This window comes from Sphingobacterium multivorum (genome assembly GCF_039511225.1).
GTDB lineage: Bacteria > Bacteroidota > Bacteroidia > Sphingobacteriales > Sphingobacteriaceae > Sphingobacterium.
Map to the genome: position 1 here is coordinate 436,297 of NZ_CP154261.1, position 25,894 is coordinate 462,190.

The following is a 25,894-nucleotide window of genomic DNA, read 5'->3' on the forward strand; positions in this document are numbered from 1 at the left end:
AGGCTATGAAGAAAATAAGTGTTATGCTCTTTATGTTGTCTTTGGGATGGAACGTACACGGACAAAACAATCCTATTACGCGCGATACCACGAGACGTCTAGCGGAGGTTACAGTCAATGCCGCTGCCAAAAAGAGGATCGAAAACGATCTAAAGATGACAGTCTCCGTGGATGAATATTTGGCTTCTGCAAGTAATATCAGCTTCATCAAACGTGGTGCCTACGCTTGGGAACCCCTACTCAATAATATGAGTAGCGAGCGTTCGATAATTACGATCGACGGGATGCATGTCTTTGGAGCATGTACGGATAAAATGGACCCGATAACCTCTTATGTAGAAAGTAATAATCTTGCTGCCATCGATATTAAATCGGGGCAGGAGGGTAATCTGCATGGCGCTACGGTCGCGGGCAGTATAGATCTAAAAAGAAGGAATACCTCGTTTGGGCTGCAGAAAAAAATTGGCGGAGCCTATCAGACAGGTTTTGAATTCAATAATAAGCAGACGTTCAATCTTGGAAATTTATATTACTCAAGCGACAAATTTGTGGCAGATGGAAGTATTGCCTTCCGGAAGGCTGGAAATTATTATGATGGAAATGACGATGAAGTACGGCATTCGCAATATAATAAATTCAATGCGTCTTTGGGCTTGGCCTATAAAACAAGTCCGCTCTCTGCCGTTAGGGTGGATGCTATTTTTGATCGGGCAAAAGATGTGGGATTTCCTGCTTTACCAATGGACCTATCCTTATCCAGAGCGATCATCACTTCCGCTACATACAAACAGTTGTTTGAAGAGGGCTTGGTAAAAGTATGGGACACCAAAGTTTATTTTAATGCTGTTGAGCACTATATGGATGATACAACCCGTCCGGAGAATTTGGTCCATATGGATATGCCAGGCTGGAGTACGACCTACGGTCTTTTATCTAAAATTAATCTGCAGAAAGACCGCTATTCTTCGGAAATACAGGTAAATGCTTACGATAATCTATCGATAGCTGAGATGCGCATGTACCCGCAGGATCGATCCAAACAGACCATGTTTGCCTATAGCTGGCCATGGGTGACCACACGATTCGCGAGTGTAGCCATTAATAACTCGTTAGATCTTTCTGATATCAGTAGACTTGTCTTTGGGGGGTCATTGGGTTTGAACTATAACTATTCGAAATACGTTGAATTCAACTGGATCTTCCATCCGGGTTCTCCACAGAAGAAAAATAGAATTCTGCCGAGCCTACATGCTAGCTATCAGTTAAATATTGGTCAGTTTGACTTTTCTCTAGGAACAGGGTTTGGGCATCGTGCTCCTTCTGTTTCGGAAGCGTATGGTTACTACATCTATAACAGTTTCGATCGTTATGACTATATCGGAAATCCAGATTTAAAAAATGAAGTTTCTTATGAAGCCAATGCCAGTGCCGGATTTAAGACCGGAAAGCTAAGCATTGGGGCCAAGGCCAATTATTTCTTTATACAAGACTACATTATTGGCCGGATTTTGAGTTTGGGTAGCCCCATGAACTATCAATCGGTAGGCGTAAAAGGCTATACCTCTTTAGATCATGCGACGCTGTTTAATCTGGCACTCAATGCGCAATATCAAATTTTGCCAGGTCTAGATTGGAAGGCTATACTTACCTATGCCAGAGGGCAAGACAATATGGGCGGAAACCTGCCCTTTATACGTCCCTTAAGTTATCAAACATCACTGCATTACCGATACAAAATGATCGGCATGCAAACTTCAATGAACGGGGACTTTAGTCAAGTCAATTTTAGTCCTGAATACGGAGAGGACCAAACTGCATCCTATAAGATTTGGAATGTATCGGCAGATTATAACTTCAATATTGGGAAATTAAATGCCGCGTTTCAGGTCGGTGCGGAGAACCTTTTCAATGAATACTATAGTACCTATGCGGATTGGGGAAATATACCACGCATGGGTAGGAATATTTTTACATCCTTAAAAATCAATTTTTAAATACCTTAAAACTTAAAAATAAAATGAAAAACAATACAATTAAACTCCTGATGATCTCTTTGGTTATGGTTTCTTGTAGCAAAAGTGAAGACGTCGCTAACAGTGTTAACTTACATTTCAACAATACATTTAAAAATACAACAATTGTGCTGGGTAGTGCAGATTCCCCAGCTGCTACGACAAATACATCCGCCAGCGGACAACTGTATCAGTTTTCTGAGCTAAAGTATGTAATTAGCAATATCAGACTTATTAAAGCCGATGGGTCTGAGATCCCTTATAATGTAAATGACCTGGATAAAGGGGCTACAGTAATTGATCAGGCGAAAGCAGCAACGTTAAATTATGTACTGAGTAATATACCTGTTGGCGAGTATAAACAGATCAAATTCGGTTTGGGGGTAAAACAGGAAATAAATACTCTGGATCAACTGAGATTCCCAGTTTTCTATGCAACAGCAGGAGCAAATGATACTAAAATGCATTGGGAATGGGGGACAGGTTACCGATTTACGAAATTGGAGGGCTTTTATGGTGTTGATCATAAAGAGTTGTCTATTCACACAGGGAGTACGGTCAACGGTACAAACGGCGATGAATCCACTTATAAACAGGGCGTAGATGCTTACCGGGACATTACGTTGAATTTACCTTCCATAGTTACTATTGGAAAAAGTATACCACAGATTAACATCAGGGCAGATTTCGATAAACTCCTAAGCGGTAAAACGAATACCATCACCTTGGGGGCCAATAATGCTACACCTAGTATTCATTCAGCAGTGGAAATGGTGAAGTTTGTTGATAATCTTGGCGGCAACGGAAGCAGCGATACAGCAGGGATGTTCACTGTTGAAGGTGTTTCTAACTAAATATGATGTAAATGGCTATGATCTGGAATGCGATTGTAGCCATTTATGAAAAATACATTAGGCATAAAAGCGAACGGATGCTTTCTGCATCAGACTATTGTGTACATTTTGAATATTCATCAACCCTTGATAAAATTAATAGGATGAAAAAAGTCATCTTAATCCTGACCATTATAGTGATTGCTTTATCCTGTAGTAGGGATGATATTGTTGATTCTAAGCTGGAAGATAACCCTATAGTCACTTTCAACATTCCTGCGGATTTTCCGAGTCTAAATAATGTGTTTAAGAGCAATAAGCCAACAAAATATGGTGTTGAATTGGGGGAAAAGCTGTTTCATGAGAAAAGATTCAGTGGAAACAATACGATATCATGTGCCAGTTGCCATAACCCCGCATTGGCTTTTTCCGATGGAAAAATGCAGGCGGTAGGGATAGATGATCGTGTTGGATTTCGGAATACGCCGCCTTTGCAGAATTTGGCTTTTATGAAATTTTATAATTGGGATGGCAATATACTCGAACTGGAAAAGCAACCTTTAGTTCCAATTATCACGCATGAAGAGATGAACTCTTCTATCTTGGAGGTTATCGGTAAAATTAATGGGGATTTTGACTACAAAGTATTGTTCAAGAAGGCTTTTGGCGATGAGAATATTACACCTGAACGAATTTATAAAAGCATTGGACAATATGAGTATACCCTAATTTCAGCCGACAGTAAATATGACAAGGTAAAACGAGGTGAAGGGGAGCAATTCACTATTGAGGAAGAACGGGGGTATCAGCTGTTTAAATTGAAATGTGAAAGCTGCCATGCATCAGAATTATTTACCGATCAGAGTTTTAGAAATGTCGGGTTTCCTTTAAACAAACATCCAGATGAGGCTGGGCGAGCACGTATCACAGGTATCGAAACAGATTATATGGCTTTTCGGGTACCGTCTTTACGAAATGCCGAATACACAGCGCCCTATGGAAGTTTTGGGCAGTTTCCAACGTTGAAATCTGTGCTGGATTATTTCGACAAGGGTGTTTTGGATGCAGCTAACCTTGATCCGATTCTGAAAGAAAATGGCAAAAGAATTCCTATGACAGAAGAAGAAAAGGAAGCTATCATCGCTTTTATTAAAACATTAAGTGATCCGAAATTTGTAGGCAAATAATGCTGATTTACGAATAGAAGAGATCAACCAATTGCTTCGCTTCCTTTACATCATGTACGCGGAGAATTTGTACACCTCTTTCGAGAAGTAGCGTATTTAAAGCAGTGGTGCCGTTTAAAGCTTCCTGGGCGGTGATTCCGATTTTTTTATAAATCATGGATTTACGGGATATTCCGCCCAAAATTGGTAATTCAAAGTAATGAAGTTCATTGACACGATAGAGTAACTCATAGTTTTGTTCCACTGTCTTTGCAAAACCAAATCCCGGATCAAGAATAATGTCTTTTACCCCCATACTTTTTAGCGTGGCAATGCGGTCACCTAAAAAGGTGGCGACGTCAGTTACAATATCGTTGTAATCGGTTTTTTCCTGCATATTTTCGGGAATACCGCGCATATGCATGAGAATATACGGAACTTGATATTTTGCTACCGTGGCGAACATGTTATCGTCGAGTGTACCTCCCGAAACATCATTTATGATGTGCACTCCCGCATCGATTGCCGCAGCGGCAACGTCTGCCCTAAAGGTATCTATTGATAAAATTGCGTCAGGAAATGCAGTTTTAATCGCCCGAATAGCAGGAAGAGCTCGATCCATTTCCTCCTGTGATGAAATCAATGGAGCTCCTGGACGTGAGGAATATGCGCCAATATCAAGAATTTGAGCACCTTCAAGCAATAGCTTCTTTGCTTTCTCTACCGCAAGTTCGACGGTTGTATTGTCGCCACCATCATAAAATGAATCCGGAGTCACATTGAGTATCCCCATAATAATGGGCTTTTCGAAGCTCATCAAGGTACCATCGACCAATATGGAATGGCAGGGTGAAGTGTGGAATCTTTTCATCAGAACAAAGCTAGGCGTGGTGTAATAGCGTCTTATTTGACAACTAAAACACCTTCGGCAATAATGCTAATATCTTTTTTAGGTTGTGTAATCTGGTCTATTTCAGCCTGTGATTTACCCAGATCCTTTGCTGCATGTTGTAACGATGCGACAGAAACTTCTTTTTTCTTCGCAATACCCTCGACAACAACCGTTTTACCGACAATGTCTGCTGGCATGAAGAAACCATAGTCTTTAAAACGAACGGTAATAGGCTCTTCACCTTCCCGTTGCAACGTCATGAAACAGCCTTTTTTCTTACATACCTCAACGACCTTACCGGCTACTTTTCCGTTGAATGCGTTCTTTTGCGTAAGTTCTTTTTCAAGCTTTGCTACTGAAATCGCATTGGACGCAGAGATTTCTTTCCCATATTTTACACCAGGTTTGGCGGCGGGAATATCCTTTTGCTGTGCCAAAGATATATTGGTAACAGCAAAGGCTAATGCAAAAAATAAAACGATCTTTTTCATGCTATTTTCTAATAAATTCAAATTTACCACTAGGGTCCAGCTTCATGACAGTAGATGATTTGCCATCTGTTGCAACATCTCTTTCGTAAGCGACGATATAGTCTACCCCATCTTTGATGACATCCGATATTTCGTCGAAATCTTTCGCCGTTGGTTCACCACTGATATTTGCCGAAGTTGAAATGATCGGTTTGCGAAACCGTTGTAAAAGCTGTTCACAAAAAGGGTGTTTGACAATTCGAATGCCAATTGAACCGTCCTCAGCAATTGCATTGGGCGCAAGATTTTTGGCATTCGAATAGACAATTGTCAAGGGTTTTTCTGTATATTCAATAAGTTGATAAGCCACATCCGGGATTTCATTGACATAACTCGCTAATTGATTGTCGTTGTGTAAAAGGACGATCAGACTTTTGGATTTATCTCTTCCTTTTAGTTGGAAAACTTTCTCCACGGCTTCTGGATTGGTGGCATCACAGCCTATTCCCCAAATGGTGTCAGTGGGGTATAGAATTAATCCGCCGTTTTTTAATGTCTCCAAGGCCTTATTCAAATCCTCACGATCTACGAATGCACTCATCTTATCTTTATACTAATTTTAACTTTATACAGCTACATTATGATCACGTAGTGCATCATTTAATGAAGTCTTTTTGTCTGTAGACTCTTTACGTTGACCAATGATCAAGGCGCAAGGAACTTGATATTCCCCTGCCGCAAATTTCTTGGTGTAAGAACCCGGAATAACAACAGAGCGGACAGGTACATAACCTTTATATTCTACAGGTTCAGGTCCCGTAACGTCGATAATTTTTGTTGAGGCTGTCAATACAACATTAGCACCTAATACAGCTTCTTTTTCTACACGAATACCTTCTACTACAATCGCTCTTGAACCGATAAAAACGTTATCCTCAATAATAACTGGAGCTGCTTGTACCGGCTCCAATACACCTCCAATTCCGACGCCGCCACTTAAGTGTACATGTTTCCCAATTTGCGCACAAGAGCCAACAGTTGCCCAAGTATCCACCATGGTTCCTTCGTCTACATAAGCACCGATATTAACGTAAGAAGGCATCATAATTACGCCTTTAGCCAAATAGGCCCCTAAACGAGCAGAAGCCCCTGGTACAACACGTACTCCAGTGTGCTTGTAGTCCGTTTTTAATTTCATTTTATCATGAAACACAAAAGGACCAGCAGTCATTTCACGCATTTCATTGATCGGAAAATATAAGATGACCGCTTTTTTTATCCAATCGTTGACATGCCATCTTGTACCGATCATTTCAGCCACACGGATTTCACCGCTATCTAACTTCATGATAACAGCGCGGATCGCCTCTGTATATTCTTTATACTCCAATAATTGTCTATCTTCCCAAGCTTCCTCAATCAATTTTTTAAGTGGCTCTACCATATTATTTGTTTGCTTATTTGAATTAGTTTATTTTGATGTACAAACTTAGATAAAGTTGCAGTTAAAAGCAACTTTATCCATGGTCCCTTGTGCTTTAAGCATATATTTATAACGGAAATATGTTAATTTATCTGGAAGGAACCCCGATAGTTTCTGAATATAATTATTTTTGTAATATGGCTGGAACATCAGAAAAATTGAGAATTGATAAATATTTGTGGTCAATTCGGTTATTTAAGACAAGAACTTTGGCAACGGAGGCCTGTAAGGCTGGACGAGTAAAACTCAAAGGCCAAAATATAAAGCCCTCTTATGAAGTTAAGATCGGAGATGTGTACCATATCCAAAAGGGAATCGAAAAAAAAGTGGTGCACGTGACAGGTCTTTTAGAACGTCGTGTTGACGCCAAGACTGCAGTTCAATTCTACGAAGATCAGACACCTGTAGAAGAAACGGTAGGGTTTAAATCCGTATTTCATGCGCCCGTACTAAAACGCGACCGCGGAACAGGGCGACCTACGAAAAAAGACCGTCGTGAGATAGATGATTTACAATCTTCAGAATGGTGGGAGAAGGAAGATGAATAAGCTCAAGATATGTGCCATGATACTTGTAGGGAGTCTGGTGGCAATCTCCTGCAAATCATATAAAAAATCTGTAAGCGTGACCGAGGGCGAATTTGTTTTGGCGATCCATGGTGGAGCGGGGACGATCTTGAAAAAGAATATGACAGATTCGATGGAACAAGCTTATCGGATTGTCTTAGAGCAAGCACTTCGTATAGGCTATCAAAAGTTGCAAGAAGGTAAATCCAGTTTGGATGCCGTCGAATCGGCTATTCATGTAATGGAAGACTCACCTTTGTTTAATGCAGGGAAAGGAGCGGTTTTTACACATGACGGACGCAACGAGCTGGATGCCTCCATTATGGATGGTAAATCCTTGGCTGCGGGCGCAGTTGCAGGAGTGACGACGATCAAAAATCCAATCTCAGCAGCAAAAGCGGTGATGGAACAGTCTGAGCATGTTATGATGGTGGGGAGAGGTGCTGAAGAATTTGCAAGAAAAGTGGGGCTAACCATCGTAGATCCTTCTTATTTTTGGACTAAAGCACGTTGGGAAGCTTTGCAGAAAATAAAGCAGGAGGAGAATACGCGCACGCAACTAGATCACGATCAAAAACAAAGTTCACGTTTAGGAATCATCAATAAAGATGCTAAATTTGGTACCGTAGGTTGTGTTGCTTTGGATAAAGCAGGTAACCTGGCGGCAGGTACGTCTACAGGAGGCATGACTAACAAGAAGTTTGGACGTGTCGGAGATTCGCCAATTATTGGTGCAGGAACGTATGCGAACAATAATACCTGTGCTGTTTCCTGTACTGGATGGGGTGAATATTATATCCGCACCGTGGCGGCATATTCCGTGTCAGCTTTAATGGAATACAAAGGTGAGCATGTTGATCAAGCGAGCCGACAAGTAATCGATCGGATTGGTGAAATGGGCGGTAATGGAGGCCTGATCGCACTGGATAAAAATGGACATGTTGCGATGCCTTTTAATACCGCCGGGATGTATCGCGGTACAGTGACTAAAGACGGTAAGATAACAGTAGAAATTTATAAATAGCCAATTCAGCTGTTTTCATCATCATAAAATATCCCAAGGGGGTCAATGTAATACATATTAACCCCTTTGGATAAATTTTGTTAACTATTTTTTATTGAACAGCGATATGGCCAATGCTATCAAATTGCCGTCAGGTATTGTTCAATCTCATCAAATTGGATATCGCCATGGGAAGCATCATATAGACTTTCTTTTCCTTCAACAATCAGTATCTGAGGGGATTGATGTGTTACATTCCAACGTTGGGCAATCTCATTTGATAATGGACGGTAGCGCAAAAGATCTAAAAGATAGATTGCATAATCATGGTCTGAAGTCGCAGACATACGCTCAAGACTGCGCTTAGCCATATTGCTAATACCACAAGTCGTGCTATGTTTAAAGATGGCTGCAACTTTATCAGATTGATAAAGCTCCTGTAACTGTTCCTCTGTATTTAATTCTATCCAATTAATCATATTATAGTTCTGTAAATTTTTTCTGTTCTACTTGTACAAAAGACGAAATAGCGGAGAATATACAACTCTTTTGGTCATTGCTTGTCGAATTGAAGAAACTAGGTAAACGCATACCATCGCCAATCTCCTTATATTTGCTCACTTCATAAGTGGTTTTTTCGCCCTTATCTATGTATTCGTAACGTACAATCTCACCGGTATTTTGATCAATATAAAGCAAACCATCCATCTTTGAACCAAAGATAGTGCCTGACGAGCTGATCGTTGCTATCGTTAATTTCTGTCCAGCGCTGAAACTTTCTTTCTGACTTTTTAGCTGCACATTCTTCTGTCCGATCAGCGTCGGTAAAAGGAGCAGATGAAGATCCGAAAATAATTGGCTTTTAATTGACTTTTTTAGCTCCGGCCCATCTCCAGCTATATTCCCTCCAATAAAGAGTTTATCGGCCCCTGGATTCTTAAAATTAAACAGATAGGTCACCTGATCTGTGCCGCTATAGCCGTCAAATCGACATGCTCCGGTGCTGCGATTGAACAAGAATTTTCGCTCTTCTTTTGACAATTGGTCGGAGATGGTATTTCCCTTTGCTGAGAATGCCAAATATTGCAAAGAATCCCATTTTTCCTGGCCACCGATACTTTGCCAAATCTGCTTGTTTAGACTATCGTCTTGCGCCACAAGATCCAGCTGACAGAATAATGTCAGCATAATGACCAAGAGTACATTCGATAATGTTTTCATAATCCTTTTTTTTAAAAACAATCATCAAGTAAGCCGCATCAAAATTGATCGCGTTAAACTTCATCATTGCGTCATTGTCTATAAAACTACCTATCGTTACAACTATTTAAAATACAATCAAGATAATTCAATAACAATTTATTCTAGTGAAAAAATAAAAATCGATTAATAAGATAACTGAATATATTATTAATCGATTTATTCAAATATAAGTATCTGAGCAATAAGCTGTACTCAGCAATACTTTTCATTATTGAATGGTAGGCAAAATTAATACCAAAACTAGAATTTTTTGGCAATATGGGCCATTTGTATCGCTGTAATAGCAGCTTCTTCGCCTTTGTTGCCATGTTTTCCACCAGCACGATCCAATGCTTGCTGAAGGTTATCAGTAGTCAATACACCAAAAATGGCTGGTTTATTGTATTTGAGCCCTACATTGGCAATGCCATTTGCAACTGCATCGCAGATAAAATCAAAGTGTCTCGTCTCACCCTGAATGACGCAGCCTAAACAAATAACAGCATCAAAATTCTGGTTTCTGAACACAAGATCTGCTCCCGAAATTAATTCGAAACTTCCAGGAACCTCGATGACTTGGATATTTTTTTCTTGAGCGCCATGCTTCTCTAAGCCTGTAATTGCACCATTCAATAATGCACCTGTGATTTCTGCATTCCATTGTGCAACAACGATTGCAAATTTGAATGGACTTGCATCCGCAACCTGAATATGCGAAAAGTCGGATAAATTTTTAATGCTACTTGCCATAATAGGAACAAAGATAGTGATTTTAGATGGTCACAAAAAAAGAGGCTATCAAATAGCCTCTTTTTCGTATATTTTTATATTTATTCTATTATAAATGTGCTTGTACACGGCCTAATAAACCATCAATTGTTGAAGCTTCTTGGCTCTCCGGAAAATCTGTTTTAATCTTCTTGTAAGCAGTCTCTGCACTTTTGTAGTCATTTTGCGCTTCATATACAAGTCCTAGTTTTTTCAAAAAGAGTGGAGTTGTATACGAGTTGCTTGATTTTTCAGAAGCCTGCTTATAGTAGTCTGCAGCTTTTTTGTAGTCTTTTAATTCTGAATAAGCATCACCTGTTAAACCAATTACGAGTGGATCTAGAATTTGACTTCCTGTCGGAGCATATTTTTCAAGCGCTTTTGCAGCTTCATCGAATTTACCTTGACGCAAATACAAACCTCCTAAATAGGCGTTTGCAATATTGGCAGATTTGGTGTTTGAATATTCGTCCGCAATTTGTTTAAATCCAAGAAATGCACCATCGCCCATGATTGCTTTACTTTGTAAAGAATCAATTGTAGCAAGCTGTTCTGCTTTGTACATACGGTTCGAAGCTTCTTCTGCTCTTGGATCAAGATAAAGCTTTTGATATCCAAAATAAAGTAAGATCAATACAACGATACCACCTAAAATGAACACGACACTTTTTTGGTTATCTTGAAAAAAAGATCCTTTTGAAGGTTTGAAACCTTGATTTGTATTATTTGTGTTTTTAGACATTACTAATCAGTAAAATATGGATTGCAAAAATACACTTTTCGAGCAAATTTGCAAGTGTTTTGCAAATTTTAACGTGAATTAACTTTGCTTTTTCGATTCATTCGACAATTCAATTTCCTTGTCTAGCTGTTCGTAGATGGAATTTTTACTTTTGAATTCAGGTACAATAATTTTCATTTGATAGACAACTTCGTTTTTGTTTTGTGTGGATAAACGCTGTTGCAATTCTCCGATTTTCATACACACCCTATCATAATTATTTTCTCTGACTTTGGCGATCATAATTTTTTCGTGGTGAGTCGGTAAGGTATTCTCTAAATCATTTAGTAATTCCTCATATAGCTTTTCACCAGGTCTTAATCCGGTGAATTTTATTTCAATATCTTCATTCGGTTTAAATCCTGAAAGGCGAATCATTTTTTTAGCTAACTCAACTATTTTGACAGATTTACCCATATCAAATACAAAAATTTCGCCACCTTGTCCCATTGTTCCAGCTTCAAGGACTAGTCGACATGCTTCGGGAATGGTCATAAAATACCGTGTAATTTCTGGATGAGTAACGGTTACCGGGCCACCTTTTTGAATCTGATCTCTGAATCGAGGGATAACAGATCCATTGGAGCCCAGGACATTGCCAAAGCGGGTTGTAATAAATTTGGTGTGAACATTTGCCCCTAATGTGTTTTCCAAATGATTGTTTAACGATTGTACATAGATTTCTGCAATACGTTTTGTAGCTCCCATGATATTGGTCGGGTTGACAGCTTTATCGGTAGAGACAAAAACAAATTTTTCAACCTGAAATTCTACGGCTAAATCAGCCAGATTTTTCGTCCCCATCACATTGGTCTGCACGGCTTCCAACGGGTGATTTTCCATCATGGGCACATGTTTGTATGCAGCCGCATGATAGACATAGTGCGGCTTGAAGGTCTCAAAAAGGAGTTGCATCCTTTTTGTGCTGCGGACATCGGCGATGTACGTATGATATACTTGATTTGGGAATTCATCTTGAAGGTCAAGCTGAAGGTTATGCAGGGGTGACTCTGCCTGATCACAAAGGATAATCATCTGCGGTTCGTATCTTCCCAATTGGGTTGCAATTTCACTTCCTATAGAACCGGCTGCGCCAGTAACAAGGATTCTCTTGCCCTTGGTCTGGCTTAGGATGTGGTCGTCGTTAATCTTGATCGGATCCCTTTCCAACAAATCTTCAATTTTTATTTTCTGAATCTGATTGGGATTAAGGTCGCCATTCATGATCTTTTTAACAGGCGGTAGTGTTAAAATATTGACGTTTTTTTCCAGCGCAACATCTGTGATTTCATTTTTGCGGTCCGATGGGATATTGTGCGAAGCGATGATGACCTCCTCAATATTTAATGTGTTAATGAGGTGGCTAAACTTTTGGGAAGAATAAATTTTTGTTCCATCAATTACTTTGTTGATTTTTTGCTCATTATCATCCATAAACCCTACAATAGCATTTTTGGAACGGACATCATGGTCTAAGGTTCTTTTTACAGCAATTCCCAAATCACCGGCCCCATAGATCAGTGTTTTTTTTCTGGAACCGCTGACTTTTTTGGTGTATAGAAAGAAAATCTTAATAATCGTTCTGTATACAGTTAGAATTAGAAAGGAGAAAAGAGCGAAGAATATGATGAGTGCTGTCGGAATATTGCGCTCCATTTCGTTTGCCTGGATGACTAGTTTTATAAACAGGAGAACAAAAACACTGAATGTTATCGTTGATAATATACGTATGGAGTCGATGGCGCTTGTGTAACGAACTATCCCAGTATACATTTTGAAGAGATAGAATGATAAAGAGGATACACCTATAAATAAAATGTAACGAATGCTAAAATCAATGTCGAGTAAAAAATCGAAGTTAAAATCATAATAAATGACGTTTGCGAGGAGATAAGCGACGGATACACTAAAGATGTCCAATAAAAAAATGATCCACCGTGGCACTATATTGACTTTACTGAGCATGGTATTATATCTGATTAATTTAAAACAAATGTAGATAAATTTGTTTCATTCCAAAGCTGTGCCAAACCAAATTTATCTTCGTTTGATAAGATTGATTATTTATCGTAATTTTAGCTAACGATCAATTTTACAAGATGAATGAGTTAGGAAAGCTTGCGAGTCAGGCTATGATTTCTCCAAAAGAGATGCTGTTTGAAAAGAAAAAGAATGCAAAAAGTTTATTTATTGGCATTCCAAAAGAAATCTCGCTTCAGGAAAAGCGAATTTGCCTGACACCGTTGGCGGTTGCATTATTGGTAGAAAATGGGCACGAAGTAATCATTGAGACGGGAGCAGGAGCAGGAGCCAATTTTTTGGATCACCATTATAGTGAACAGGGGGCTCGTATTGTATCGTCAAGAGAAGAGGTGTACCAGGCGGATCTGATCATCAAGGTTGGTAGCCCAATGATTAGTGAAGTTAAGTTGATGAAAGAAAGACAGCTTTTATTATCTTCTCAGCAACCCTCACTCATGAATCTGGATGTATTAAAGGCATTAATGCATAAAAAAATCACGGCAATTTCTTACGAATATTTAAGAGATGAGGGCGGTTGCCTAGCAGTGGTTCGTGCAATGAGCGAAATCGTAGGGGCGACGGCAACTTTAATTGCTGGAGAGTATCTGAGCAATGCTTTTGGCGGGAAGGGGCTGATGCTCGGTGGTGTTACTGGAGTAGCCTCTACAGAAGTTGTTATTATCGGCGCTGGCACCGTTGGTGAACAAGCCGCTCGGACGGCTTTGGCGCTAGGAGCAGAGGTAAAGGTATTTGATAATTCCATTTATAAACTTAGACGACTACAAAATAATCTGGGTAGTCGTGTGTTTACCTCTGTTATACAACCTATTATTTTAAACAAAGCTGTGATCAGTTCAGATGTTGTTATTGGTGCTTTACGAGCGCTTAACGGACGTTCCGCTTGTGTGATTTCGGAAGAGACCGTTTCCAAAATGAAACCTAATTCCGTTATTATAGATGTAAGCATTGATCAAGGGGGCAATTTTGAAACTTCGGAGGTAACCTCTCACGATAAACCGATCTTTCGAAAATTTGATGTTATTCACTATTGTGTTCCCAATATAGCGTCTCGGGTAGCGCGAACAGCCACCTATGCCATGAGCAATATCTTCACTTCGATTTTGCTCGATTTCGCTGAACTCGGGGGATTGAAAAATGCTATTTGGAAGAATCCTGGTATTCGGAGTTCTATTTATTTGTATCAAGGTAACCTGACGAATATAGACATGGCCTCAAGGTTTAATATGACGGCGAAGGACTTAGATTTGTTAGTCGTTTCTTCGTTATAAACCCTAAGTATCCAGATAAACCCTAAGTATCCAGCTCGTTCTTGATCTACTCCGGGAGGATGTTACATGTGAAAGGGACGCATATTTCTAGTAGATATAGTTTGGAGATCTTTTTTAAAATGTTATTTAAATGAAAAAAATTTTTATGATTTTATGTTCCTTGATTTCGCTTGTTAAAGCGCAGGAGGCAATCAACCTTTATACAGATTCAATTCCAAATGCAACTGATAAAGAGCAGGTAAATTTAGAAAAGAACGTCCCCAAGTTATTTGTCTATACAGCAGATAAAAGTATGGATAAAAATATCGCCGTACTGGTTATTCCTGGGGGTGGGTATGCTCATATCGCAATGGATCATGAGGGACATGCCGTTGCTAAAGAGTTGGCGAAAAATGGGTATTCGGCATATGTTTTACAATATCGATTGCCTTCGCCGAATATCATGCGTGACAAATCTATCGGGCCTCTTCAGGATGCGCAGCGGGCAATGCAATTGATCAGAACCCTGCACCCCGGACTTCGAAAGGTGGGGGTTATCGGATTTTCCGCAGGCGGACATTTGGCCTCCACTTTAATAACGAAGTTTAAGAAAGACTATATAGTGAATCCTTCACATGTATCCCTAAGACCTGATTTTGCTGGATTAATTTATCCTGTAATCTCTATGCAAAATGATATCACACATAAAGGTTCGCGTATAAATCTCATCGGAGAAAACCCTTCAGAAGACCAAATCAACCTGTTTTCTTCCAATTTGCAGGTATCTCCTGAAGTTTGTCCCGTTTTCTTTGTACATGCCAAGGATGATACAGCTGTACCGATAGAAAACAGTTATAGAATGATTGCTGCTCTGGACAAGTCAAAAGTACCCAACAAGCTTTATACCTTTGAGCAAGGTGGACACGGTTTTGGATTAATTAACAAAACTTCGGATACGTTATGGTTTGACGCATTTTTATCTTGGCTTGATACACAAGACTAAGTTATGCAATTAATGGTCAAAAGAGATCCAGTGGGATATTGTTAGATCGACAGCCTGTTGTTTTTGTGGAATTATTTGCGATGTTATTATCGCATGTAAGTTAATCTCATTATTGCTCACGACTATTTCATAATAAAAACCTCTGAATCGGACATCTTTTACGAAAAAAGTAGACTGCTCAGCAGGACTGATTGAAATCCATTCTTGATGTATCGCGATTGGTTTATCGCTTGCTATACCTAAACTTTGAGCCTGTTCCACCTGTAATATATTGCTTTTTGCCAGTAATTGGGCAGTATAAGGATGCGATGGATTGCTATACAATACATGTGGGTTGTTTTGATCTAGGATTTTGCCAGATTTCATCACAATGAGATTATCTGCCAGGGCAAGTACTTCCGTTGGATCGTGGGAAACTAAAATGACGGTTAGTCCGGTTTCTTTGACAATATCCTTGATGTCCTGTTGCAAGGTATCCCTAAAAGAGGCATCTACCTGATTGAATGGTTCATCCATGAGTAAGACTTCAGGCTCGTTGATCAATGCACGGCAGATGGCGACGCGTTGTTTTTCTCCGCCACTGATGTCTGCTACTCTTTTTTTAGCGAGATGGTCGATCCGTAGACGTTGTAATATTTCCGCAGTTTTGTCTTGTTTGCGTTTGATATCTGTGTTTGGCAATTGTGAGGCAACATTATCCCATACATTAGCATACGTATTCAAATCGTCAAAGCCTTGCGAGACTAATTTCATGGCATCATGTCCGGGAATTAACTTGTCCTTGCGCGTGGGTACTTGCCACCCTTTATAGCGTACAATGCCAGCAGTTGGTTCTAAAAGACCGTATATAAGCCTCAGTAATGTACTTTTTCCACTGCCAGATTCACCAATGATTGCTGTTATTTTTCCCTCTTCGATATCGAAAGAACTATTTTCAACAGCAAACTGCATCGTGTTCTCATGAAATGAAAAGCTCAGGTGTTCGGCATGTATAGCCGCTAATCCGGGCACATGGGTATCAGTTGGAATATATTGACAAGAGGATGAATGAGCCATAGTAGGGAGTCGAAAAAAAAGGTAGTTAACGAATAGAAATTTGACGTGTTGTTGCATCTAGGATGCTAATATGTATCTCTTTTGCTTCTTCAGGAAGTAAGTTGGGGATTTTCTCCGGCCACTCAACAAAGCAATAAGCACCTGAATAGAAATATTCCTCATAACCAAAATCGAATGCCTCCTGTTCATCTTTAATGCGGTAAAAATCAAAGTGATATACAGGTCCAATTGGGGACTCATATTCATTAACAATGGAGAATGTTGGACTGGATGTACTGTCTTGTACATGCAATTGTTTACACAGGTATTTTATAAAAGTTGTCTTTCCTGCTCCCATGGAACCATATAATAGAAAAACCCGGGCCTTAGGAAAACTATTTAAAAGTGTCTGCGCCGCTTGAGGTAGATCTGCTGTGGTATTTACAATAATTTCCATGTGGCAAAATTACTATTTCGGTAGGTATGTCGCAAAGGGGATAATCATTTCCTCCAACGAGATTCCACCATGTTGGAACGTTCCATTAAAATAGTTGACAAATTGATTGTAGTTGTTGGGGTAGACAAAATACGAATCTTCTTTGGCAAAAACGTATGTTGAACTCACATGAAGTTTAGGCAGCTGTGCTTCGTGGGGATTTTTGATAGCAAAAACATCTTTGTCGATATAATTCAGATTTTTTCCTTGCTTATACCTCAAATTTGTATTTGTATTTCGATCACCAACGATTTTACTGGGCTTTTTTACCCGGATCGTGCCATGGTCGGTTGTAATAATCACACGCACTTTCTTTTGCGAGAGCCATTTTATTGCCTCTAATAAAGGTGAGTGTTCAAACCAAGACAATGTGAGGGAGCGATATGCTGCTTCGTCGTTCGCTAATTCACGAATCATAGAGCTGTCCGTACGCGCGTGAGAAAGCATATCAACAAAGTTATACACCAATACATTCAGTTGATTGTGCATGAAATTGCCGAGATTGTCTAACACGTCCTTTCCTTGTTCCAGCGTCAAAACTTTGCTGTAGGAGTGTTTGATGGCCTTGCGGTAAAGTCGCTTGATCTGATCTTCCAAAAATTTATCTTCATATAAATTCTTGCCACCTTCATCCTCATCATTTTGCCATAATTTTGGAAAGCGTTTTTCCATTTCCAGTGGAGTTAAGCCACTAAAGATGGCATTTCTAGCATATTGTGTTGCCGTTGGTAAAATACTGTAATAGGTTATCTCCTCCTCAAGTCGAAAATAATCGGTGATGACCTCATTGATAATTTTCCATTGATCGAAACGCAAATTGTCTATTAGGAAGAAAAATGTCGGTATATGATCTTCTATGGTCGGAAATACCTTCTTCTTAAATAGCTGGTGGGATAGAATAGGCGCGTTTTCGGGACGGTTAATCCACTGTAAATAGTTGCTTTCTATAAATTTTGAGAATTGCATGTTTGCTTCGGATTTTTGCATCGTCAGAATTTCATGCATATTGTTGTCCTCAAGCTTTTCGAGGGACAATTCCCAGTATACCAGTTTTTTGTACACTTCTGACCATTGATTGAAATCCAGATTGTCATTTAAGATCATCCCCAAATTGCGGAAGTCCTGTTGATAGGCCATGGATGTTTTCTCATTGACAAGACGCTTGTTCTCCGTTAATTTTTTTATTGTCATCAAGATCTGCTTGGGGTTGACCGGCTTGATCAGATAATCATCTATTTTGGAGCCGATGGCATCTTCCATGACATGTTCTTCTTCGTTTTTTGTGACCAGAACAACTGGAACTGTAGGGTTGATCGATTTGAGTATGGCAAGTGTTTCGAGCCCGGTTAGCCCAGGCATATTTTCGTCTAAGAAAACGAGATGGAAAAAACCATTCTTAAAGGCTTCAACGGCATCATTTCCATTGTTGACCGTGTCAACTTTGTAACCTTTGCTTTCTAAAAATAAAATGTGTGGTTTTAGAAAGTCAATTTCATCGTCAGCCCAAAGAATATGTGTTTTTTGCATCTTGTTATTATATGTCTATTAGTAGAGGGGAGGATCTGATTTTCGATCTCATGCTAACATAAGCAAATATCGTGCTTTAGATTTTATTTTTAACATTTCTTAACGGTGAACTAACTATCTTTGTTTTAAGTTTATACTAGTGTTACCCAAGGGTTCGTGATTAAAGCGCTCGGTATCATAATTTATAGTGTTGATGATCGTATTAATTTGTCGCCACGTTGAACAAAAATAAAATTATTAATGATCCGGTATATGGATTTGTCGCTATTCCTACAGGATTGGTCTTCGACCTGGTGCAACATCCTTATTTTCAAAGGCTCCGCTATATTAAGCAGGTGAGCATGACACATCTTGTCTATCCCGGAGCTTTGCATACTCGCTTTCAGCACGCCATAGGAGCGATGCATTTGATGTCGATGGCTTTGGAAACTTTGCGGAGTAAAGGTGTCACCATTTCTGCTGATGAAGAGGAGGCTGTTCTTTCGGCAATTTTGCTACATGACATAGGCCATGGTCCTTTTTCCCATTCTTTGGAGCATAGTTTGATTGAAGGAGTTTCACATGAGTTATTGTCCTCCCTGTTGATGAATCGTATCAACCAGGATTTGGACGGAAGGTTAAGCTTGGCAATTACAATCTTTAACAATAAATATGAACGCAAATTTCTCCATCAATTGGTGTCGAGCCAATTGGACGTTGATCGAATGGATTACCTCAATAGAGATAGTTTTTTTACCGGTGTATCGGAAGGCGTGATCTCATTTGATCGTATCATAAAAATGCTCAATGTCGTGGCGGATGAAATCGTGGTGGAATATAAAGGGCTGTATTCTGTCGAGAAATTCCTGATTGCACGACGGCTGATGTATTGGCAAGTCTATTTACATAAGACCGTTATCGGTGCTGAACAATTATTGATTAAAATTCTGCAGCGGGCAAAATATTTAACGGCTGCTGGTCATAAGCTCTTTTCTACCCCGGCTTTTCATTGGTTTTTAAGCCAGCAGGTCAACAAAACTAATTTTTTGGATGACCCGTTACATTTGGATTGGTTTACTCGTTTAGATGATACGGATATTATGTCTGCCATAAAAACATGGGAACATCATGAGGATTCTATTTTAAGTACAATGTGCCAGCGCGTTATGAAACGTAATCTATATCGCTCTGTCATGAGCAATAAACCATTCTCGCCAGCATATGTAGATTTAGTGAAATCGAAAGTACAAGCTGAGCTGGGTGTGGCTCAGGAGGATATTCATTATTATGTATTTATGCAGGAAATTCAAAACCGTGCCTATAATTCTTCCAAGGATCAAATAAAAATATTATTGAAATCCGGTGAGCTCGTGGATATAACAGAGGCTTCTGATCTAGGGAATTTAGAAGCACTATCGAAAAATGTGGCTAAATACGCCTTATGTTATCCAAAAGAGGTGGGATATGTTGCAATTACTTCCATCAAGTAGTTATTTTTTAATAAAAAAACATAGATTTGTACCATGCAATTTACTGCTCAACAAATAGGGACATTATTAGAAGGACGGATTGAAGGAAATCCAGAAGTTACTGTAGGTAACCTTGCCAAAATTGAGGAAGGTAAAAAAGGCGATCTTTCTTTTTTGTCAAATCCAAAATATGAGCATTTTATTTATACTACTGACGCCTCGATTGTAATTGTGAATGAAGATTTACAATTGACCCAAGCAACTAAGCCGACTTTAACGATCATACGGGTGAAGAATGCATATGCTGCTTTCTCTACTATTTTGAATATGTATAATGAGTTCCGTCTTGACAAAAGCGGACGTGAGGAGCCTCATTTTATACATACTGAAGCGGAGATCGGCCAAGGAGGTTATATTGGTGCATTTGTATATATTGGACGCGGGGCTTCCATTGGAGATAACGTGAAAATTTACCCACAGGTCTATATTGGCGATAAAGTAACGATTGGAGATAATACAACACTCTATCCAGGGGTGAAGATTTATCATGATTGTAAGATTGGGAAAAATGTCGTCGTACATTCTGGTGTTGTGATCGGATCGGATGGATTTGGATTTGCACCACAAGAAGACGGAACATATAAAAAAGTACCTCAGATTGGTTATGTGCAAGTGGAGGATAATGTTGAGATCGGCGCCAATACAGTAATCGATAGAGCAACAATGGGTGCTACAATCGTGCGTGATGGTGTTAAGTTGGATAATTTGATTCAAATTGCACATAATGTTGATATTGGAAAGAATACTGTAATCGCAGCGCAAACAGGTATTTCTGGTAGCTCAAAAATTGGAGAACATGTGGTTTTAGGAGGCCAGGTTGGGGTTGTTGGGCATATTGTTGTTGCAAAGGGCTCTCAAATCCAGGCGCAATCAGGAGTGAATAGATCGATTAAAGAAGAAGGTAAAAAGTGGGGCGGTACACCAGTGATGCCTTATCAGCCTCAATTGCGTTCTAATGTGATTTTTGCACGCCTCCCTGAATTGGAAAAACGAATCCAAGAGTTAGAAAAGTTAGTAGAAAAAAAATTGAAATAATTATTTTTCATTGAAAATAAACTGTTCTTTAATGGTGATGAAATAAGCATTCCAGGCACGGCTATGGCAACATCGATGTAGCTTAAGGGGTAAATGTTTTGTCAAAAGAAGTTTTGATTTAAAAATATGTTATTAGAAATGAATGTAAAACAGCGAACCATCAAAAACGAGGTTGAAATTTCGGGGGTAGGTCTTCATACAGGGAAAATTGTATCGATGACGATTAAGCCAGCTCCGGAAAATCACTGGTTTAAGTTCAGACGTGTAGATTTAGCGGGACAACCAGAAATTTTGGTTGATGCGGATAATGTGACGGATACCTCCAGAGGGACGACAATAACGCAAAATGGAGCAAGTGTGAGTACAATTGAACATTTGATGGCATCGTTAATTGGTTTACAAATTGATAATGTGCTGATTGATATTGACGGCCCTGAGATACCCATACTCGATGGAAGTTCAGCAATTTTTGTGAAGTTGTTAGAGGAAGCGGGATTTGAAGAACAAGATGCTGACCGGGATTATTATGAGATATCCAACAATATCCATTATGCAGAGCCAGATCGCAAAGTTGAAATACTGGGTATGCCAATGGATGGTTATCGTTTGACTTGTATGATCGACTTTAATTCGCCTGTGTTGGGAAGTCAACATGCCGCAATAACATCGATTGAAGATTTTAAATCAGAAATAGCCTCTTCGCGTACGTTTTGTTTTTTACACGAATTGGAAATGTTGGTTGATCATGGCCTTATTAAAGGTGGTGATTTAAGTAATGCAATCGTTATTGTGGACAAGGAGACTTCTCCTGAGGAATTGCAGAAATTAGCGCATCTTTTTCATAAAGAAACCGTTGCAGTTGCTAAGGAAGGAATATTAAACAATAATCAATTGCGTTACCAAAATGAACCTGCTCGACATAAATTGTTGGACATGGTTGGCGATCTAGCGCTAGTTGGAAGACCTTTGAAAGGGCATATTATGGCTGCACGACCAGGCCATGCTGCGAATGTAGCTTTTGCAAAAAAGATAAAGGAGCAGATCAAGAAAGATAAAACACGTAAAAAAATCAAGGTTTACGATCCCAATATGCCTGCATTATACGATACGGTAGAAATCATGAAGATCTTACCACATCGTCAGCCCATGCTTATGGTCGATAAAATTCTTGAATTGACGGAAACACATGTGGTGGGTTTGAAAAATGTTACCATGAACGAAGATCTATTTATGGGACATTTTCCTGGTGCGCCATTATTTCCTGGTGTTTTGCAGGTAGAGGCTATGGCACAGACAGGGGGAATTTTAGTGCTGAAGACGGTCCCTGATCCAGAGAATTGGTTGACCTTATTCCTTAAAATTGAAAATGCACGTTTTAAAGCACAGGTAACTCCAGGGGATTCTGTTATTTTTAGATGTGACTTGATGGAGCCGATCCGAAGAGGTATCGCAAAAATGAAAGGTGTGGCTATGGTAGGAGAGAAAATTGTGTGCGAAGCGGAGCTTATGGCACAGATCGTAAGAGTAAATAACAACTAAAGTAGTATAGATGATACAGCCCTTAGCTTATATTCATCCGGAGGCAAAAATTGCTAAAAATGTGGTCATCGAGCCATTTGTAACCATTTATAAAGACGTCGTCATTGGTGAAGGCACTTGGATAGGATCAAATGTGACGATCATGGATGGAGCTCGAATTGGAAAAAACTGTAAAATATATCCCGGTGCAGTAATCTCTGGGGAACCGCAAGATTTAAAATTTGATGGTGAGGTTACTACAGCTGAAATTGGAGACAATACAACCATTCGTGAGTGTGTAACAATCAATAGAGGAACCAAGGATAGGTATAAAACGGTCATTGGAAAGAATTGTTTGATCCAAGCGTATAGTCATGTTGCTCACGATTGTGAAGTAGGTGACAATTGTGTTTTCTCAAACAACAGTACACTTGCTGGACATATTACGGTAGGCGATTATGTTGTACTTGCTGGGATGGTCGCTGTTCACCAATTTGTTAAAATTGGTTCGCATGCATTTGTTACCGGTGGTTCATTGGTACGTAAGGATATTCCTCCTTTTGTTAAGGCCGCGCGTGAACCGATTTCTTATGCGGGCATTAATTCTGTTGGATTGAGAAGAAGAGGATTTTCGGAAGAGCAAATTGCTGAGATTCAGAATCTTTATCGCATTCTTTTTGTCCAAAACAGAAACCTGGCTAAAGCGATAGAAATTATAGAAGCTGAATATCAGGCAACGGAAATCCGTGATGAAATTTTGGATTTTATTCGAAACTCAGGCCGCGGTATCATGAAAGGATTCAATAATAGAGCGATGTAGTCGCTTTGTCGATTCTAGTGAATTTGAAAATTACATTAAAAGATATTGGTAGGAGGTATAACAATGAATGGATTTTTAGGCATATAAACTATACCTTCGAGTCCGGCAAGAGTTATGCCATCCTTGGCCATAATGGTTCAGGGAAGTCCACTTTCCTAAAAGTGCTTTCAAGTAGTTTGACACCCTCAGCGGGTGAATTGATCTACACAGATGGAGACCAAGCCCTAAGTGTGGACACGATATATCAGCAGCTGTCTCTGTCGGCTCCTTATGTCGAACTGATCGAGGAATTTACTTTAAATGAGCTGATTGATTTTCATTTTAAATTTAAAAATTATCTTCCTTCTTTTGATAAAGCAACTGTTATCAGCCTATTGGGATTGGAACATGCGCTTGACAGAGAGATCCGTTTTTTTTCATCAGGTATGCGTCAACGTGTCAAGCTAGCGCTAGCTTGTTGTTCTGCATCTGCCTTGGTTTTGTTGGATGAACCTACGAGTAATTTGGATAGTGAAGGTGAAGAATGGTATCTTCGTTTAATTGAGCGTACAAAATTGGAATCTAGATTGTTTATCGTCTGTTCGAACCAAAAGAAGGAGTATGAATTCTGCGATGAAAGTATTTCTATAGTTGATTTTAAGTCTTAAGGGGACAACAATTTGTTGCTATCACATCGAAAATAGGAGAAAAGTTCTTGCCTTGTGTTAGAACTGCTTATTTTCAGTAGAACCGCCAAGATGGCATAACCATTAGCAGCTACGAAAGTGAGCTGAAGGTTCCCTCCGGCCATAAAAAACAAACACGTTCAGAAAAAAAGTAGCGAATGAAATTTTAATAACACAATTAGTTTTTGTACTTTTGACGACTCAATAATGAGATAACCGTTTAAAGTTCAATTCAAAGAATGGCTAAGGCATCAGAGGTAAAATCAGGAAATATCTTAAGATTTAACGGAGAATTAGTATCCGTAGAAGAATATATACACCGTACACCAGGCAATTTACGTGCTTTTTATCAAGCGAGAATGCGTAATGTTAAAACTGGTAAGTTAGTTGAATACCGTTTTAGAGTTGACGAATCTGTAGAGATTGCACGTGTAGAAACAAGCGATTATCAGTATTTGTATGAGGATGGAGATTTCTTCGTGGTAATGGACAACAATACATACGAGCAATTCAATATTCCTAAATTTTTGTTCGGTGATTCAGCTCGTTTCTTGAAAGAGGGAATGACTGTAATTATTGCTTTTGAAAGTGATGAGCCTATCATGGCAGAAGCTCCAAAAAGCGTTGAATTGGAAATTACATATACTGAACCGGCTGTAAAAGGAGATACTTCTACAAATGCATTGAAAAAAGCAACTGTAGAGACTGGTGTTGAAATTATGGTGCCGTTGTTCATCAATCAAGGTGAGAAAGTAAGAGTTGATACGCAAACAGGTAATTATATCGAACGCGTAAAATAATACAAAGATTTTAGGTTTAGGTTGATTATTCGGTCTTGTTAGCGCTCGCTACAAGGCCGTTTTTTTTTACAAAAGTTTCAACTGAGTTGAGCATATGGTTTTCGATTCTGAATAAGAATTTTTAATAGCTTTTGAAGCTTAAATAAAAATTGAATTGGGAGGAATGCTATTTTTGATTAATCGTAGCATAAGTGGTAGACTTAAATGAGGATTTTGGTGAAGAAGGGAAATAAAATTTAGGAATAACTATTTTACAAATGAAATCAAAACAAGAATTACGACTTGAGTATAAAACTAAGCGTTGTCAATTGTCTGTAGAGACAGAAACCACGTTCAATGAACGACTACTTTCGCAGTTTACAAAGCTTGATCTGTCGGAGGTCGAATTTTTGCATATTTTCATTCCCATAGGGAAATATCACGAACCCAATACATATTTAATAATCAACTATATTCAAGAATCTTTTCCACAGATAAAGATCGTCGTTTCACGATCTAATTTTGAGGACTATTCGATGCAACATTTCATATTGGATGAGCATACCCTATTTGAGACGAACAACTGGGGTATTCCGGAGCCTGTATCCGGCATTAAGGTGGATTCATCGCTTATTGATATGATTATAGTTCCTTTGTTAATTTTTGATCTTTTGGGCTACAGGGTAGGTTACGGAAAGGGGTTTTATGACCGTTTTTTCGCGTCCTGCAAAGTTGATGTACAGCGTGTTGGACTATCTTTTTTTGATCCAATTGATGTAATTTTGGATAAAAATGAATACGATGTCCAATTAACGCAGGTCATTACGCCAGATCATATTTATCGTTTTTTTGATAAGTAGTGGGCTGATTTTGCCGCATGCTGATTTAATTAAAATTATTTTTTATTTTTATTGCGAAATTCAATGCCTGTGCCAATATGCTTCGATGTCTTCTATTTTTTCTTTTCCTAACAATCATACCTTGTCATGTGGTCTATGGGAT

At 39.1% G+C, this 25,894-nt stretch carries 26 protein-coding genes; 14 read left to right on the forward strand and 12 right to left on the reverse strand.

Features of this window, described 5'->3' with window-relative positions:
- Nucleotides 1-5 precede the first annotated feature (5 nt).
- The 3 genes from AAH582_RS01615 to AAH582_RS01625 all read left to right on the forward strand — a co-directional run bounded on the left by AAH582_RS01615 (nt 6) and on the right by AAH582_RS01625 (nt 4,032).
- A complete protein-coding gene (locus tag AAH582_RS01615) occupies nt 6-1,994 on the forward strand; it encodes a TonB-dependent receptor plug domain-containing protein (protein WP_343321068.1) in 1,989 nt (662 codons plus the stop codon).
- Between the two features lie 23 nt (nt 1,995-2,017).
- A complete protein-coding gene (locus AAH582_RS01620; protein ID WP_343321069.1) occupies nt 2,018-2,866 on the forward strand; it encodes an MbnP family protein in 849 nt (282 codons plus the stop codon).
- A 143-nt stretch (nt 2,867-3,009) separates the two neighbouring features.
- Nucleotides 3,010-4,032, forward strand: coding sequence for a cytochrome-c peroxidase (locus AAH582_RS01625; RefSeq protein ID WP_343321070.1), 1,023 nt, complete (start codon nt 3,010-3,012; stop codon nt 4,030-4,032).
- Nucleotides 4,033-4,039: 7 nt separating this feature from the next.
- Here AAH582_RS01625 and folP read toward each other — a convergent pair whose 3' ends face one another.
- From folP to AAH582_RS01645, 4 genes are read right to left on the reverse strand one after another with little or no spacing between them, the layout of a single operon-like run.
- Nucleotides 4,040-4,882 (reverse strand): dihydropteroate synthase, encoded by an 843-nt coding sequence (folP, locus tag AAH582_RS01630; RefSeq protein ID WP_343321071.1) that lies wholly within the window; start codon nt 4,880-4,882, stop codon nt 4,040-4,042.
- A gap of 32 nt (nt 4,883-4,914) precedes the next feature.
- Complete coding sequence (locus tag AAH582_RS01635; RefSeq protein ID WP_046674754.1) at nt 4,915-5,394, reverse strand: DUF4920 domain-containing protein; 480 nt, start codon at nt 5,392-5,394, stop codon at nt 4,915-4,917.
- Between the two features lies 1 nt (nt 5,395).
- On the reverse strand, nt 5,396-5,974 hold the full coding sequence (locus AAH582_RS01640) for an L-threonylcarbamoyladenylate synthase (RefSeq protein WP_046674755.1): 579 nt from the start codon (nt 5,972-5,974) through the stop codon (nt 5,396-5,398).
- Between the two features lie 24 nt (nt 5,975-5,998).
- Nucleotides 5,999-6,817: a 2,3,4,5-tetrahydropyridine-2,6-dicarboxylate N-succinyltransferase gene (locus tag AAH582_RS01645; protein WP_343321072.1), complete on the reverse strand. Its 819-nt coding sequence runs from the start codon at nt 6,815-6,817 to the stop codon at nt 5,999-6,001.
- A 176-nt stretch (nt 6,818-6,993) separates the two neighbouring features.
- Here AAH582_RS01645 and AAH582_RS01650 point away from each other — a divergent pair, with 176 nt between their 5' ends.
- Both AAH582_RS01650 and AAH582_RS01655 read left to right on the forward strand, forming a co-directional pair.
- Nucleotides 6,994-7,404 carry an RNA-binding S4 domain-containing protein gene (locus AAH582_RS01650; protein ID WP_343321073.1) on the forward strand — a complete coding sequence of 137 codons (411 nt, stop codon included), beginning with the start codon at nt 6,994-6,996 and terminating at the stop codon, nt 7,402-7,404.
- Nucleotides 7,405-7,420: 16 nt separating this feature from the next.
- Nucleotides 7,421-8,446, forward strand: coding sequence for an isoaspartyl peptidase/L-asparaginase family protein (locus tag AAH582_RS01655; RefSeq protein WP_343321074.1), 1,026 nt, complete (start codon nt 7,421-7,423; stop codon nt 8,444-8,446).
- 119 nt (nt 8,447-8,565) lie between these two features.
- On the opposite strand, the gene ytxJ is transcribed toward AAH582_RS01655, so the two are convergent.
- The 5 genes from ytxJ to AAH582_RS01680 all read right to left on the reverse strand — a co-directional run bounded on the left by ytxJ (nt 8,566) and on the right by AAH582_RS01680 (nt 13,181).
- Nucleotides 8,566-8,904 carry a bacillithiol system redox-active protein YtxJ gene (ytxJ, locus tag AAH582_RS01660; protein WP_197084070.1) on the reverse strand — a complete coding sequence of 113 codons (339 nt, stop codon included), beginning with the start codon at nt 8,902-8,904 and terminating at the stop codon, nt 8,566-8,568.
- 1 nt (nt 8,905) lies between these two features.
- A complete protein-coding gene (locus AAH582_RS01665) occupies nt 8,906-9,646 on the reverse strand; it encodes a hypothetical protein (RefSeq protein WP_343321075.1) in 741 nt (246 codons plus the stop codon).
- A 282-nt stretch (nt 9,647-9,928) separates the two neighbouring features.
- Nucleotides 9,929-10,417 carry a 6,7-dimethyl-8-ribityllumazine synthase gene (gene ribH, locus AAH582_RS01670; RefSeq protein WP_070561710.1) on the reverse strand — a complete coding sequence of 163 codons (489 nt, stop codon included), beginning with the start codon at nt 10,415-10,417 and terminating at the stop codon, nt 9,929-9,931.
- An 88-nt stretch (nt 10,418-10,505) separates the two neighbouring features.
- On the reverse strand, nt 10,506-11,177 hold the full coding sequence (locus AAH582_RS01675) for a tetratricopeptide repeat protein (RefSeq protein WP_046674761.1): 672 nt from the start codon (nt 11,175-11,177) through the stop codon (nt 10,506-10,508).
- Nucleotides 11,178-11,255: 78 nt separating this feature from the next.
- Nucleotides 11,256-13,181, reverse strand: a complete 1,926-nt coding sequence (locus tag AAH582_RS01680; protein ID WP_343321076.1) for a polysaccharide biosynthesis protein — start codon at nt 13,179-13,181, stop codon at nt 11,256-11,258.
- A gap of 134 nt (nt 13,182-13,315) precedes the next feature.
- On the opposite strand from AAH582_RS01680, the gene AAH582_RS01685 reads away from it, so the two are divergent.
- Nucleotides 13,316-14,527: an alanine dehydrogenase gene (locus AAH582_RS01685; protein WP_343321077.1), complete on the forward strand. Its 1,212-nt coding sequence runs from the start codon at nt 13,316-13,318 to the stop codon at nt 14,525-14,527.
- A 130-nt stretch (nt 14,528-14,657) separates the two neighbouring features.
- A complete protein-coding gene (locus AAH582_RS01690; RefSeq protein ID WP_343321078.1) occupies nt 14,658-15,509 on the forward strand; it encodes an alpha/beta hydrolase in 852 nt (283 codons plus the stop codon).
- Between the two features lie 9 nt (nt 15,510-15,518).
- On the opposite strand, the gene AAH582_RS01695 is transcribed toward AAH582_RS01690, so the two are convergent.
- The 3 genes from AAH582_RS01695 to AAH582_RS01705 are packed head-to-tail and all read right to left on the reverse strand — an operon-like array spanning nt 15,519 to nt 18,567.
- Nucleotides 15,519-16,565: an ABC transporter ATP-binding protein gene (locus AAH582_RS01695; RefSeq protein WP_046674765.1), complete on the reverse strand. Its 1,047-nt coding sequence runs from the start codon at nt 16,563-16,565 to the stop codon at nt 15,519-15,521.
- A 25-nt stretch (nt 16,566-16,590) separates the two neighbouring features.
- On the reverse strand, nt 16,591-17,001 hold the full coding sequence (gene tsaE, locus AAH582_RS01700) for a tRNA (adenosine(37)-N6)-threonylcarbamoyltransferase complex ATPase subunit type 1 TsaE (protein ID WP_046674766.1): 411 nt from the start codon (nt 16,999-17,001) through the stop codon (nt 16,591-16,593).
- Nucleotides 17,002-17,013: 12 nt separating this feature from the next.
- Nucleotides 17,014-18,567, reverse strand: a complete 1,554-nt coding sequence (locus AAH582_RS01705; RefSeq protein WP_046674767.1) for a bifunctional response regulator/alkaline phosphatase family protein — start codon at nt 18,565-18,567, stop codon at nt 17,014-17,016.
- Nucleotides 18,568-18,785: 218 nt separating this feature from the next.
- Here AAH582_RS01705 and AAH582_RS01710 point away from each other — a divergent pair, with 218 nt between their 5' ends.
- The 7 genes from AAH582_RS01710 to AAH582_RS01740 all read left to right on the forward strand — a co-directional run bounded on the left by AAH582_RS01710 (nt 18,786) and on the right by AAH582_RS01740 (nt 25,752).
- Nucleotides 18,786-20,036 (forward strand): HD domain-containing protein, encoded by a 1,251-nt coding sequence (locus AAH582_RS01710; RefSeq protein ID WP_046674768.1) that lies wholly within the window; start codon nt 18,786-18,788, stop codon nt 20,034-20,036.
- A gap of 33 nt (nt 20,037-20,069) precedes the next feature.
- Nucleotides 20,070-21,110 (forward strand): UDP-3-O-(3-hydroxymyristoyl)glucosamine N-acyltransferase, encoded by a 1,041-nt coding sequence (gene lpxD, locus AAH582_RS01715; RefSeq protein ID WP_046674769.1) that lies wholly within the window; start codon nt 20,070-20,072, stop codon nt 21,108-21,110.
- 138 nt (nt 21,111-21,248) lie between these two features.
- Nucleotides 21,249-22,649: a bifunctional UDP-3-O-[3-hydroxymyristoyl] N-acetylglucosamine deacetylase/3-hydroxyacyl-ACP dehydratase gene (locus tag AAH582_RS01720; RefSeq protein WP_175441947.1), complete on the forward strand. Its 1,401-nt coding sequence runs from the start codon at nt 21,249-21,251 to the stop codon at nt 22,647-22,649.
- A gap of 10 nt (nt 22,650-22,659) precedes the next feature.
- Nucleotides 22,660-23,448, forward strand: coding sequence for an acyl-ACP--UDP-N-acetylglucosamine O-acyltransferase (gene lpxA / locus AAH582_RS01725; protein WP_046674771.1), 789 nt, complete (start codon nt 22,660-22,662; stop codon nt 23,446-23,448).
- Nucleotides 23,449-23,465: 17 nt separating this feature from the next.
- Nucleotides 23,466-24,095, forward strand: coding sequence for an ABC transporter ATP-binding protein (locus AAH582_RS01730; protein WP_316933109.1), 630 nt, complete (start codon nt 23,466-23,468; stop codon nt 24,093-24,095).
- Nucleotides 24,096-24,352: 257 nt separating this feature from the next.
- A complete protein-coding gene (gene efp / locus AAH582_RS01735; RefSeq protein ID WP_046674772.1) occupies nt 24,353-24,913 on the forward strand; it encodes an elongation factor P in 561 nt (186 codons plus the stop codon).
- Between the two features lie 257 nt (nt 24,914-25,170).
- Nucleotides 25,171-25,752 (forward strand): 5-formyltetrahydrofolate cyclo-ligase, encoded by a 582-nt coding sequence (locus tag AAH582_RS01740; protein WP_343321079.1) that lies wholly within the window; start codon nt 25,171-25,173, stop codon nt 25,750-25,752.
- Nucleotides 25,753-25,894: the final 142 nt, after the last annotated feature.